Here is a 13,406-nt window from a genome sequence, read left to right as displayed (position 1 = left end):
CACCCACACGGTGTCCCGCCCTCCGCCGTACTCCGTCCGTCCCTCGTCGGGTCATTCCTCCCCGACGGCCAGAAGAGCCTCCAGGAGCGGCCGCAGCCGGGTCGTACGGTCCTGGGCCACCCCCTCGGCCACGGCGCGGGGCAGTGCCTGGTCCACGCCGTGGACGACCGACAGATGGCGCTCGCCACGGCCGAAGGCCGTGTAGACCCAGGGCCGGTCCAGGCTGTGCGCGGCGTCGCCCGGCAGCACCACGACTGCGGCCGGCCAGCGCATCCCGGCCGCCTGGTGCGCGGTGAGCGCCCAGCCGTGCCGCAGCGCCGACTCCACCCGCTCCTTCGGTACGACGAGCTCCTCGCCCTCGCACTCCAGCCGCAGGCCCTCGGCGTCGGCCGAGACGACCGTCCCGGTCACCGTGCGCCCCGGGGCCGTGACATACGCCACCCGGTCACCCGGATCGAAGCCGCCGAAGCGCCCCGGGCCGGGGTTGAGCCGCTGCTTCAACGCGGCGTTCAGCGCGCGGGTGCCCGCCGAGCCGCCATGGCCGACCGTGATCACCTGTGTCTGCCCGGCCGGCACACCGATCGCCCGCGGAACGGAGTCGGCGACCAGCTGCACCGTCCGGTGGACGGCCTCGCCCGCGTCCCGGACCGGGACGATCACGACCTCCTTGCCGGGCGCCTCCACCTGGTTCAGCTCACCGATGCCGATGCCCGAGACGAGCTCGCCGATCGGGCCGGGATCCGGGACGCGGGACGCGACCTGCGGGCACACCCGGGCCGCCAGCAGATCGCCGAACACCCGGCCGGCACCCGCCGAACCGAGGACACCGGGGTCGCCGCTCAGCACGAGACGGCAGCCGTCCGGCAGCGACTCCACGAGCATCGCGGCGGTCTCGACGTCCAGCTGCGGCGCGTCGAGCACGACCAGCAGGTCCAGGGCGAGCGCGCCCTCCTCATCGCGGCCGGGCCCGGCCGCGCCGGACAGCAGGGCGGCGACGGTCACCGCCTCCGCACCGGGGTGCCCGCCGGCCGGTCCCGCCGAAGCCGCGGTCCCCGAAGCCTCCGCCCCGTCCGTGGCGGACGACGGCGCCGCACCCGGTCCGGCCGGAGCGAGAGACCTCAGACGACGGACCCCGTTCTCGCTGTGCGCCGCCACGGTGACGCGCAGACCGCGTGCCCGGGCGGCCTCGGCGAGCGCGACCGGCTCGCGGCGGGACGCCTCGCCGCCCGTGTGCGCCACGAGCCCGTGCGCGCCCACCGCGCGCACCAGCTCCGGCCCCTCCCAGTCGTCCGCGGTGACGGTCTTGGCCAGCCGGGCGAGGCCGTCGGCGAGGCTCTCCTCGGCGAGGGCGTACCGGTCGAGCCCGAGCAGGACGGGGACGTCCGCCTCCTCCTGCGCGGCTTCCTGGTCGTCCTCGGAGTCCTCCTCGGCGACCTGGTCATCCTCTTCCTGGAACACGAGCACCGCGCCCTCGGAGATCGCCTGCTGGACGGCCTCCTCCGGGTCCGGCACCGACAGCTTGGCGAGGCCGGCCCGCACGTCCCCGTCCTCCAGGGCCGTGTGGCCCTTCAGCGCGGCCCGTTCGAGCAGCCAGGCCACCAGGGCGACCGCGCGGCGGGCATCGCCGGGACCGCACTCCGCGCCGAGCAGGGCCCGCGCGAAGCCGTCCGCATGCTCGGGCTGGACTCCGGGCACCGAGAGCAGCTGCCAGGGGTCCTCGCGCAGCGCCTCGGCGGCGCCCTCGCCGAGCACGGTGGCGACCTGCCCGGTCAGCGACTCCGGCGCCCCGCCGCATGCCAGGACCTCCCGCACGGCCGTCAGCGTCTCGGCGGAGGCCGCCGCCCTCTCGACCGGGGCCGGCCGCACCGTCGTGGCCGGCGCCGCCGCGGGGGCCGGGCGCCGGGATTCGGGCTCCGGCGCGTCCAGGAGCGCGCCGACCGACTTCGTACCGCTCTCCACGGCCCGTACCGCGGCGAGCAGATCGGCCGCCTTGCCGCTCAGCTTGCCGCCCGCGGCGACGGGCCCTTCCTTCTCCGCCTTGCGCTGCTCGATCCGGGCCCGCAGCTCCCGCTGCGCGGCGAGCTCGGCCTGAGCCTCCGAGAGCTCGGCGGCCCTCGCCTCGCCGCCGTCGGCCGGCTCGTCCTGCGCCGACGCCGCACCCGTGGCCGACGCGGCGTCGTCGCCGTCGGTCTGCTCCGGCGCGTCGGCGGCACTCGCACGGGCCTCGCCGCCGTCGGCGCCCTCCACGGGGTGCTCGGTCGTGGCCTCGTCCTCGCCCGGCGCGGGCTCGGCTGCCTCGGGAGGGGTCTCCCGGGAAGGCTCGGTCACAGGGTGCTCCAGTCCTGGTCCGGATAGCGGTGCACGGGCGCAGACACGTCGTCGAGCGCCCGGCAGATCTCGTCAGGAAGACTAAGGCTCTCCACTGACAACGCCGCCGTGAGCTGCTTCGCGTTGCGCGCGCCGACGATCGGGGCGGTCACCCCGGGGCGGTCGCGCACCCAGGCGAGCGCCACCTGGAGCGGTGTCGTCGACAGGCCGTCCGCCGCCGTCGCGACCGCGTCCACGATCCGGCTCGCCGCCTCGTCCAGGTACGGCTCCACGAAGGGCGCCATGGTCTCCGAGCCGCCCCGGGAGTCCGTCGGGGTGCCCTGCCGGTACTTGCCCGTCAGCACGCCTCGGCCCAGCGGCGAGGACGGCAGCAGACCTATCCCCAGATCGAGGGCGGCCGGCAGCACCTCCCGCTCCACGCCCCGCTGCAGCAGCGAGTACTCCATCTGCGTCGCCGCCAGCCGGGTCCGCGCCGCGCCCGGGGCGCCGAGCTGCCAGGTCCCGGCCTTGGCCAGCTGCCACCCGCAGAAGTTCGACACCCCCACGTACCGCGCCCGTCCACTGCTCACGGCGATGTCCAGCGCCTGGAGGGACTCCTCCAGCGGGGTGTGCGGATCGAAGGCATGGAGCTGCCACAGATCCACGTGGTCGGTGCCGAGGCGGGCCAGGGAGGCGTCGAGCGCGGCCAGGAGATGGCCGCGCGAGCCGTCCATCCTGCGGTCGGGATCGGGCACGCTGCCCGCCTTCGTGGAGATGACGAGATCGCGCCGGGGCACCAGCCGCTCCATGAGCTGCCCCAGCACGTACTCCGCCTCGCCGCCGCCGTACACGTCCGCGGTGTCGACCAGCGTGCCGCCCGCGTCCCAGAACGCCTTCAACTGGTCGGCGGCGTCGTGCTCGTCGGTGTCCCGGCCCCAGGTGAGGGTGCCGAGCCCGATCCGGGACACGCGCAGGCCGGTACGGCCGAGATGCCTCTGCTCCATGGGCGCGAGATTACTGGCCAGGACCCCACGCGGAGAGAGGCTGTGGACAACCTCCCCCTGACGGATCGCGTACCCGCGCGCTAGAGTCCGGGCCAAGGGACGTTACTGATCGGTAAAGAGGGTGTGGTCATGAGGCTCGGCATCAACCTCGGCTACTGGGGCGCCGGTATGGACGGCGACAATCTCGCCGTCGCCCAGGAGGCGGACCGCCTCGGCTACGACGTGTGCTGGGCCGCCGAGGCCTACGGCTCCGACGCGCCGACCGTGCTCTCCTGGGTGGCCGCCAAGACCGAGCGGATCGACGTCGGTTCCGCGATCATGCAGATCCCGGCGCGCCAGCCCGCGATGACGGCGATGACCGCCGCCACCCTCGACTCGCTCTCCGGTGGCCGGTTCCGTCTCGGCCTCGGCGTCTCGGGACCACAGGTCTCCGAGGGCTGGTACGGCGTCAAGTTCGACAAGCCGCTGGCCCGCACGCGCGAGTACGTCGAGATCGTCCGCAAGGCCATGTCGCGCGAGCGCCTCACGTACGAGGGCGAGCACTGGACGCTCCCGCTGCCGGACGGCCCGGGCAAGCCCATCAAGCTCACCGTCCACCCGCAGCGCGAGCACATCCCGCTCTACATCGCCGCGATCGGCCCGAAGAACCTGGAGCAGACCGGCGAGATCGCCGACGGCGCGCTGCTCATCTTCCCCTCCGCCGAGCACCTGGAGGAGACCGCGCTGCGCCCGCTCCGCGCGGGCCGCGAGAAGGCCGGGCTGACCATGGAAGGCTTCGACGTCCACCCGACGCTGCCGCTCGCCCTCGGCGACGACATCGACGCCCTCGCCGACATCTTCCGTCCGTACACCGCGCTGTACGTGGGCGGCATGGGCAGCCGCAAGCAGAACTTCTACAACCAGCTCGCGCAGCGCATGGGCTACGAGAAGCAGGCCGCCGAGATCCAGGACAAGTACCTGGCCGGTGACAAGACCGGCGCGGCCGCCGCCGTACCGCGGCAGCTGATCGACCAGACCACCCTGCTCGGCTCCGTCGAGCGGATCGCCGACCGGATGAAGGCCTACGCCGAGGCCGGTGTCACGACCCTGACCATCGCCCCGGCCGGCTTCACCCTCGACGAGCGGCTGGCGGCGCTGCGGGCGGGCACCGAGGCCCTGGAGCGGGCGGGCCTCGCGTAACCGGAAAGTCTGCGGCCGTGGTGGGGGCTCGGGGGGTCTTCCCCGCCACGGCCGTCATGCAGCACAACGCGCCAGGGAGCTCCTGGTTACGAGCGCGGCGTTCCTTCTTTTGGCCGAGTCCCCCGTCGCTCCTGTTGCCCACTCGCCGGTACCGCATTTGACTCGTTCTCTGCGGACGTGCGGCGTGCGGACGCCCGCATGGGAGGTGGCAGCAATGCTCACGGCCAAGGGCCTGTTCCAGGAAATCATCGACAACGACGAGTCCTTCCGGCTCTTCTGCTCCATCGCCGCCAGCGGTGAGTCCCAGGGCGGGTGGGAGAACGCCCGGATCGCGGCCCTGGTCGCGCCGGGGATGCGGGATCTCGCCCCCAAGATCACCCGGCACGGCGCCGACGAGGACAAGCACGGCCGGATCTTCAACGCCCTGCTGAAGAAGCGCGGCCTGGAGCCTGTGCCGGTGCCCCCCGAGACCGACTACACGATGCTCCTCGAACAGCGCGGCATCGGCCTCGCCCACGACAAGCTCCGCCGCGACGAGCCGCTGACCGAGCAGGACATCGTCGTCTACCTCGCACACAGCCGGGTCACCGAGCAACGGGCCGCGGACCAGATGGACATGCTGGTCACGTACTTCGGGGACCACCCCGAGCTCGGCAAGGCCATCCACATGATCGACAACGACGAGGCGAACCACCTCGCCTACTGCCACGAGGAACTGCTGCGCCTCGCCCACGCGGGACACGGCCGGCTCATCCAGCACACCCTGCGGGAGTCCGCGCTCGCCGAGATCAAGGTCTACCGCGACGTGAGCCTCGCCGTGATGAGCCACATGGGCCGCATCCTCGCCTGGCCCAAGCCCAAGTCGGCCGCCCTCGCCGCCGGGATCCACGGCATGTACGCGTGGGAACGGGCCGCCGGCTGGCACAAGATGGTCGGCCTGGAGATGCCCGAGCGGCGCAACGCGCTGGGCGGTCCCATGACACCCGCCCCCGCGTTCTGAACCGCCGGACCCGTCGCTACATCCAGCCGCGGCGCTTGAACAGCCGGTAGAGACCGACCTCGATACAGACCATCACAAGGATCACGGCCGGATACGCCCAGGTCCACGTCAGCTCCGGCATGTGCTCGAAGTTCATGCCGTAGATCCCCGCGACCATCGTGGGGACCGCGGCCATGGCCGCCCACGCCGAGATCTTCCGCACGTCGTCGTTCTGCCGCACGCCCATCTGCGCCAGATGTGCCGCCAGCACGTCCGACAGCAGCTGGTTCAGGCCCTCCACCTGCTCGTTGACGCGGAGAAGATGGTCGCTGACATCCCGGAAGAAGGGCTTCGCGTGCTGGTTCACGAACGGCACGGCCCCGGTCGCGAGCTTCTCCACCGGCGCCGCCAGCGGGCCCGCGGCCCGGCGGAACTCGAGCACCTGGCGCTTGGCGGTGTAGATCCGCTCCGCCGTGCTCCCCGGGTTCCCGCCGGTCGGCGCGAACACATCGGTCTCCAACTCCTCCAGGTCCACCTGGAGCTCGCCGACCACCTCGATGTAGTGGTCGACGACCGCGTCACTGATGGCGTAGAGGACGGCCGTCGGGCCGTGCCGCAGTACGTCCGGATCGGCTTCCAGGCGGCGGCGCACGGCGGCCAGCGGCGCGCCCTCGCCGTGCCGGACCGTCACCACGAACGAGTCTCCGACGAAGACCATCAGTTCACCCGTGGAGACCCGGTCGCTCTCCGGCTCGTACACCACCGGCTTGAGGACCATGAAGAGCGAGTCGTCGTAGACCTCCAGCTTGGGCCGCTGATGGGCCTTCAAGGCGTCCTCGACGGCCAGCGGATGCAGCGCGAACTCGGCCGAGACGTGATCGAACTCGGCCTCCGTCGGCTCGTACAGCCCCACCCACAGGAACGCGTCGCCGGTCGCCCTCGCCTCCTCCAGGGCGTCGGACAGGTCGGCGGGGCCGTCCTTGCGGCGCCCGTCGCGGTAGATGGCGGAGTCCACGATCACGCGCCGTATTCTTCCCCGCCCGCCCCCGTCCCGCACACGCGCGTGCACCCGGATCGTCCACAGACCCGCCCACGCGCGCGTGGGCGCACTTACCCTTGCCGCCATGGCCACGTTGATCCTCGTCCGCCACGGACGCTCCACCGCCAACACCTCAGGGGTCCTCGCCGGACGGCTGCCCGGGGTCGCCCTCGACGAGCGGGGGGCCGCGCAGGCCGCCGCGCTGCCCGGTCGCCTGGCCGGGGTGCCGCTCGCCGCCGTCGTCTCCAGCCCGCTGCAGCGGTGCCGCGAGACGTTGCGACCGCTCCTCGACGCCCGCCCGGAGCTGCCGTTCCACACCGACGAGCGGATCAACGAGTGCGACTACGGCGACTGGTCCGGCCGCAAGCTCGCCGAACTGGGCGACGAGCCGCTGATGGGGATCGTCCAGGCCCACGCCTCCGCCGCGACCTTCCCCGGCGGCGAGTCGATGCGCGCCATGCAGGCGCGCGCCGTCGACGCCGTACGGGACTGGAACGCCCGGATAGAGGCCGAGCACGGCGAGGACGCCGTCTACGCGATGTGCTCGCACGGAGACGTCATCAAGTCGATCGTCGCCGACGCCCTCGGGATGCACCTCGACCTCTTCCAGCGCATCCACGTCGACCCCTGCTCGGTCACCGCCATCCGCTACACGCGGCTGCGCCCCTTCCTCGTACGCCTCGGCGACACCGGCGACTTCGCCGCCCTCGCCCCCAAGGAGAGCGGCGACACGGGCGGGGCCGCGGAGGTCGGAGGCGGTGCGGGCGCACCGTGATCCATCCGCGCAGTAGGGTGGACGGGCCGCTGTAGCGCGAGCTCCACCACTGTCGAGACTCAAGGGAGTCAGGGACGTGTCCCGTCAGGTGTTCCTCTACGACCCACCGGAGCGTTTCGTGGCCGGCACGGTCGGGCTGCCTGGCCGCCGTACGTTCTTCCTGCAGGCGTCCGCGGCGGGCCGGGTCACCAGCGTGGCCCTGGAGAAGACCCAGGTCGCCGCGCTCGCCGAGCGCATCGACGAACTCCTCGACGAGGTCGTGCGCCGCACCGGCGGCAACGCCCCCGTCCCGGCCATCGCCCCCGCCGACATCGCGGACACCGCCCCCCTCGACATCCCGGTCGAGGAGGAGTTCCGGGTCGGCACGATGGCGCTCGCCTGGGACGGCGAGGAACAGCGCATGATCGTCGAGGCCCAGGCACTGGTCGAACTCGACGCCGAGACCGACGAGGACCTCGCCGAGGCCGAGGAGCGGATGCTCCAGGACGAGGAGAACGGCCCGCCGATGCTGCGCGTCCGTCTCACCGGCGCCCAGGCCAGGGCCTTCGCCAAGCGCGCCCTCGACGTGGTCAACGCCGGCCGCCCGCCGTGCCCCCTGTGCAGCCTGCCGCTCGACCCCGAGGGCCATGTGTGCCCGCGCCAGAACGGATACCGACGCGGCGCATGAGCGGTCCCGACAACCGGGCGGTCATCGACCTGCTCACCAAGGGGGAGCTGACCGTCCGCGGCCAGGTCCGCGAGGCCTCCAACGCGGTGCTGTTCTGCTCCGTCGCCCACGCCGGCGAGGAGGCGTCCTGCGTCTACAAGCCCGTGGCGGGCGAGCGCCCGCTCTGGGACTTCCCCGACGGCACGCTCGCCCAGCGCGAGGTCGCCGCCTACGAGCTCTCCGAGGCCACCGGCTGGGGACTCGTACCGCCCACCGTGCTGCGCGACGGCCCGTACGGCGAGGGCATGGTCCAGCTGTGGATCGAGGCAGACCCCGCCGCGAACCTGCTGGCGCTCACCGAGGACGAGCAGGCGGGGGAGGGCTGGAAGGCCGTCGGCCCGGCGCAGGTCGGCGAGGACCGCACCGCGCTCCTCGTCCACGCCGACAGCCCCGAACTGCGCCGACTCGCCGTCCTGGACGCGGTCATCAACAACGGCGACCGCAAGGGCGGGCATCTGCTGCCGGCCCCGGACGGGCGTCTGTACGCCATCGACCACGGTGTGACCTTCAACGTGGACGACAAGCTGCGTACCCTGCTGTGGGGCTGGGCGGGCGAGGAGCTGCCCGCCGAGGTCACCGCGGTGCTCGACCGACTCGACGGCTCCCTGGCCCCCGGCACGCCGCTCACCACCCGGCTGGCGGAGCTGCTCACGGCGGCCGAGGTGGACGCCCTGCGCGGCCGGGTGAGCGACCTGCGCGCCACCGGCCGGCACCCCGAGCCGTCCGGGCAGTGGCCGGCGATCCCCTGGCCACCGGTCTGACCGATCGGATCCGGCCAAGCCCCGATTCATGGCTCGCACCCCCAGGGGGTATGCACGAACGGCCGCGAGCTGCAAGAGCGCCTTGTCGGCCAAGATCCCGCATCCGGTTCGTATCCGGAACAGGTGTCCGGTTACGCTCAGGTCATGCATGCCTGGCCCGCTTCTGAGGTCCCCGCCCTGCCCGGCAAGGGCCGCGACCTCCGGATCCACGACACCGCGACCGGCGGACGAGTGACCCTCGCCCCCGGTCCCGTCGCCCGTATCTACGTCTGCGGCATCACGCCGTACGACGCGACCCACATGGGTCACGCGGCGACCTACAACGCGTTCGACCTCGTTCAGCGCGTGTGGCTCGACACCAAGCGGCAGGTCCACTACGTCCAGAACGTCACGGACGTCGACGATCCGCTCCTGGAGCGGGCGCTGCGCGACGGCATCGACTGGGTCGGCCTGGCCGAGCGCGAGACCGCCCTGTTCCGCGAGGACATGACCGCTCTGCGGATGCTGCCGCCGCAGCACTACATCGGCGCCGTCGAGGCCATACCGGGCATCGTGCCGCTCGTCGAGCGGCTGCGGGACTCCGGCGCCGCGTACGAGCTCGAGGGCGACATCTACTTCTCCGTGGAGGCCGACCCGCACTTCGGCCAGGTGTCGAACTACGACACCGAGCTGATGCGCCACCTCTCCGCCGAGCGCGGCGGCGACCCGGACCGCCCGGGCAAGAAGAACCCGCTCGACCCGATGCTCTGGATGGCCGCCCGCGAGGGCGAGCCGAGCTGGGACGGCGGCAGCCTCGGCCCCGGGCGCCCCGGCTGGCACATCGAGTGCGTCGCCATCGCCCTCGACCACCTGGGCATGGGCTTCGACGTGCAGGGCGGCGGATCGGACCTGATCTTCCCGCACCACGAGATGGGTGCCTCCCACGCCCAGTCGCTGACCGGCGAGTTCCCCATGGCCAAGGCGTACGTCCACGCCGGCATGGTCGCGCTGCACGGCGAGAAGATGTCCAAGTCCAAGGGCAACCTCGTCTTCGTCTCCGCGCTCCGCCGCGAGGGCGTCGACCCGGCCGCCATCCGCCTCGCGCTGCTCTCGCACCACTACCGCGCCGACTGGGAGTGGACCGACCAGGTCCTCCAGGACGCGGTGGAGCGCCTCGACCGCTGGCGCGCCGCCGTCTCCCGCCCCGACGGCCCGTCCGCCGACGCGCTCGTGGAGGAGATCCGCGAAGCCCTGGCGGACGACCTCGACACGCCCACCGCGCTCACGGCCGTCGACCGCTGGGCGGAGCGCCAGAGCGCCGACGGCGGCACGGACGAGTCCGCACCCGGCCTCGCCTCCCGCGCCGTCGACGCACTGCTCGGTGTGGCCCTGTAGGACCGCCTCCCGCTCAACTCTCTTTCAGGCAACCGCCCTTGGACTTCTCGGTGAAGTCCAAGGGCGGTTCCGTTTTGTCCTGGCTCTGTGCTCGTTTCTGCGCTAAATACGCTCCATGCAATCAATAGTGCGCATGAAGGCTGCACTCTCCGGTGCCGTGCTCGGGCTCCTCGCCGTGCTCGCCGGCCCGGGCAGCGCCCAGTCCGCCGAGCCGTCGCCCACCACCGTCGGGGACGTCACCGGCTTCGCCGCCGACGGAGCCGTCTACCGGCTGACCGCCGGTCAGGCACAGGCCCGCGTCAGCTTCGTCACCGCCGAGACCTTCCGCATCGAACTGGCCCCCGACGGACGGTTCGCCGACCCCACCGGACAGGACATCGTCCTGCCCCAGGGCCCGCCGCCCGCCACCCGCTGGTACGACCGCGGCGACCGCTACGAACTCACCTCCGCGAAGGTGACCCTGCGCGCCTACAAGGCCCCGCTCCGCTTCGCCGCCTTCCGCGCCGACGGCACACCCCTGTGGTCCGAGACCACGGGTCTGACCTGGAGCCAGGACCGCACCACCCAGTCCCTGACCCGGGGCGCCGACGAGCAGTTCTACGGCGCCGGGATGCAGAACGGCCGCGGCAACACCTCGCACCGCGGCAAGACCGTCGAAGTCGGCGTCGACTACAACTGGAACGACGGCGGACATCCCAACTCCGTCCCGTTCTACCTCTCCTCGGCCGGCTACGGCGTCTACCGCAACACCTACGCCCCCAACACGTACGTGTTCGGTGAGCCCGTCACCACCACCGCCCGCGAACAGCGCTTCGACGCCTACTACTTCGCGGGCTCCGGCTCCGACGCCCTCAAGGACGTCATCGGCCAGTACACGAACCTCACCGGCAAGCCCTTCCTGCCGCCCGTCTACGGCCTGGAGATCGGCGACGCCGACTGCTACCTCCACAACGCCAACCGCGGCGAGCGCCACACCCTCGACGCCCTGAAGGTCGCCGACGGCTACGTCGCCAACGACATGCCCAACGGCTGGATGCTCGTCAACGACGGCTACGGCTGCGGCTACGAGAACCTCGCGGAGACCGCGACCGGCCTCCAGCAGCGCAAGATGCAGCTCGGCCTGTGGACCGAGGACGGCATCGACAAGCTCGGCGAGCAGGTGAAGGCCGGCCAGCGGGTCGCCAAGCTCGACGTCGCGTGGGTCGGCGAGGGCTACAAGTTCGCCCTCGACGGCTGCAAGGACGCCTACGCCGGCATCGAGGCCCACAGCGACGCCCGCGGCTTCACCTGGGCCCCCGAGAGCTGGTCCGGTGCGCAGGCCTGCGGAGTCCAGTGGTCCGGCGACCAGTCCGGCACCTGGGAGTACATCCGCTGGCAGATCCCCACCTACGCCGGCGCCTCCATGTCCGGCCTCGCCTACACCACGGGCGACGTCGACGGCATCTTCGGCGGCAGCGCCAAGACGTACACCCGCGACCTCCAGTGGAAGATGTTCCTCCCGGTCACCATGACCATGGACGGCTGGGCCGCCAACGACAAGCAGCCCTTCCGCTACGGGGAGCCGTACACCTCGATCAACCGCGACTACCTGAAGCTCCACGAGTCGCTGCTGCCGTACATCTACTCGCACGCCCACCGGGCCACCACGACCGGCGTCGGCCTGGCCCGGCCGCTCGTCCTGGAGTACCCCGACGACCCGAGGGCCGCGAGCGAGACGGCGAAGTACGAGTTCCTGAGCGGCGAGGACTTCCTCGTCGCCCCCGTCTACCAGGACGCCGTCGAGCGCGACGGCATCTACCTCCCCAAGGGCACCTGGATCGACTACTGGAGCGGGCGCACCTACGAGGGCCCGGTCACCGTCGACGACTACAGCGCCCCGCTCGACACCCTGCCCCTGTTCGTACGGGCCGGAGCCACCGTCCCGATGTGGCCCGGCGGCATCCGCTCGTACGCCGACCGCACCGCCGGCTCCCCGCTCGCCTGGGACATCTACCCGCAGGGCAGCTCCTCCTTCGAGCTGTACGAGGACGACGGCGTCACCCGCGCCCACCGCACCGGCCAGTACGCCACCCAGACCGCCGAGGTCCGCGCGCCGAAGCGCGGCGCGGGTGACGTGACCGTCCGGATCGGGGCGAGCAAGGGCTCCTTCGCGGGCAAGTCGGCCTCCCGGCCGTACCAGTTCACCGTCCACACCGGCGACGCGCCCAGCGAGGTCAGCCTCGGCGGGCGCGAGCTGCCCCGCCTCGGCTCCCAGGCCGCCTTTGAGGCGGCCGGCCAGGGCTGGTGGTACGACCGCGACGACCGCGGGGGAGTGGTGAAGGTCAAGACGGCGGCCCAGCGCACCGACCGGGCCTTCACCCTCGAACTGGAGGACACCAGCGCGGTCGGCGGAGCCGTACCGGGCGCCGCCGCCACGGTCGCCGTCCCGACCGGGCAGGAGCTGGGCGCCGGCGCCCCCGGCACCGTGGCCGTCGACGTCACGGCGGGTACGAAGGACGCCACCGGGGTCGCGGTCTCGCTGACGGCCCCCGCCGGCTGGCAGGTCGCCCCGGCCGCGCCGATCGCGCGCGTCCCGGCCGGCACCACGAAGCGGGTCGAGGTCTCCGTCACCCCGGCCAAGGACGCCAAGCCGGGCGAGGCCACGCTCACGGCGACGGCCCGCCACCGCTCCGCAGGGCAGGACCGCACGGCCGTCCACCGCTTCGCGGTCGGAGTGATGCCGGAACCGCCGTCCACCGACGCCTGGGCGAGCGATCTGGTCTGGCTGAAGGCCACCAACGGCTGGGGGCCGCCCGAACGCGACCGCTCCAACGGCGAGTCGGGTGCGAGCGACGGCCGCACTCTCACGCTGGCCGGCAAGACCTACGAGAAGGGCATCGGCGCCCATGCCGACTCCGACATCGAGGTCTACCTCGGCGGCCGGTGCACCGCCTTCACCGCGGACGTCGGCATCGACGACGAGATCAACGGCTACGGGGAGGTCGCGTTCTCGGTCGAGGCCGACGGCAAGGTGCTGTGGACCTCACCGAAGCTGACCGGCGCCTCGGCGACCGTGCCGGTCGACGTCGATGTGACCGGCGCCCGTCATGTCCGCCTCCGGATCACCGACACCAACGGCTCCAAGAGCGGTGACCACGGGGACTGGGCGGCCGCGCGCTTCGCCTGCGCCTGAGTGAGGAGGGGGGGGGGGGGGGGCGGGGGCCGCCCCCCCCGCCCGGGGGTATTTATTAGGCGCGGCGCGGGCCCCAGGCGGGGGGGGCGCCCGCGGACCAGAGGAGGCAC

General features: G+C 72.6%; 10 protein-coding genes. 7 read left to right on the top strand and 3 right to left on the bottom strand.

The features are described from left to right. Positions 1–51: 51 nt before the first annotated feature. The gene (locus ACFVZW_RS34900; RefSeq protein WP_384530200.1) at positions 52–2,328 is read right to left on the bottom strand and encodes a helix-hairpin-helix domain-containing protein; all 2,277 of its coding nucleotides are present in this window, start codon (positions 2,326–2,328) and stop codon (positions 52–54) included. Next, positions 2,325–3,311: an aldo/keto reductase gene (locus ACFVZW_RS34895; protein ID WP_384530197.1), complete on the bottom strand. Its 987-nt coding sequence runs from the start codon at positions 3,309–3,311 to the stop codon at positions 2,325–2,327. Before ACFVZW_RS34895 ends, ACFVZW_RS34900 begins: the two co-directional genes overlap by 4 nt. Before the next feature lie 129 nt (positions 3,312–3,440). On the opposite strand from ACFVZW_RS34895, the gene ACFVZW_RS34890 reads away from it, so the two are divergent. Continuing rightward, complete coding sequence (locus ACFVZW_RS34890) at positions 3,441–4,490, top strand: LLM class F420-dependent oxidoreductase (RefSeq protein WP_384530194.1); 1,050 nt, start codon at positions 3,441–3,443, stop codon at positions 4,488–4,490. A gap of 214 nt (positions 4,491–4,704) precedes the next feature. Continuing rightward, positions 4,705–5,490, top strand: coding sequence for a ferritin-like domain-containing protein (locus ACFVZW_RS34885; protein WP_384530191.1), 786 nt, complete (start codon positions 4,705–4,707; stop codon positions 5,488–5,490). Between the two features lie 16 nt (positions 5,491–5,506). Here the strand turns inward: ACFVZW_RS34885 and corA are convergent, their stop codons facing one another. Then, positions 5,507–6,499 carry a magnesium/cobalt transporter CorA gene (gene corA / locus ACFVZW_RS34880; RefSeq protein ID WP_384530202.1) on the bottom strand — a complete coding sequence of 331 codons (993 nt, stop codon included), beginning with the start codon at positions 6,497–6,499 and terminating at the stop codon, positions 5,507–5,509. A 94-nt stretch (positions 6,500–6,593) separates the two neighbouring features. Here corA and ACFVZW_RS34875 point away from each other — a divergent pair, with 94 nt between their 5' ends. The 5 genes from ACFVZW_RS34875 to ACFVZW_RS34855 all read left to right on the top strand — a co-directional run bounded on the left by ACFVZW_RS34875 (position 6,594) and on the right by ACFVZW_RS34855 (position 13,296). Beyond that, positions 6,594–7,283, top strand: coding sequence for a histidine phosphatase family protein (locus ACFVZW_RS34875; RefSeq protein ID WP_384530188.1), 690 nt, complete (start codon positions 6,594–6,596; stop codon positions 7,281–7,283). 76 nt (positions 7,284–7,359) lie between these two features. After that, the gene (locus ACFVZW_RS34870) at positions 7,360–7,950 is read left to right on the top strand and encodes a DUF3090 domain-containing protein (RefSeq protein WP_384530185.1); all 591 of its coding nucleotides are present in this window, start codon (positions 7,360–7,362) and stop codon (positions 7,948–7,950) included. Further along, entirely contained in the window at positions 7,914–8,750 is an 837-nt protein-coding gene (locus tag ACFVZW_RS34865) for an SCO1664 family protein (protein ID WP_384530182.1), read from the top strand. The genes ACFVZW_RS34870 and ACFVZW_RS34865 overlap by 37 nt, the downstream gene beginning before the upstream one ends. A 144-nt stretch (positions 8,751–8,894) precedes the next feature. Further along, a complete protein-coding gene (gene mshC, locus ACFVZW_RS34860; RefSeq protein ID WP_384530179.1) occupies positions 8,895–10,124 on the top strand; it encodes a cysteine--1-D-myo-inosityl 2-amino-2-deoxy-alpha-D-glucopyranoside ligase in 1,230 nt (409 codons plus the stop codon). Positions 10,125–10,257: 133 nt separating this feature from the next. Beyond that, the gene (locus tag ACFVZW_RS34855; protein WP_384530176.1) at positions 10,258–13,296 is read left to right on the top strand and encodes an NPCBM/NEW2 domain-containing protein; all 3,039 of its coding nucleotides are present in this window, start codon (positions 10,258–10,260) and stop codon (positions 13,294–13,296) included. Positions 13,297–13,406 lie beyond the last annotated feature (110 nt).

The sequence above is a fragment of the Streptomyces sp. NPDC059567 genome, from assembly GCF_042735655.1.
Lineage (GTDB): Bacteria > Actinomycetota > Actinomycetes > Streptomycetales > Streptomycetaceae > Streptomyces.
This window is presented reverse-complemented; position numbering and strand designations above follow the sequence as displayed.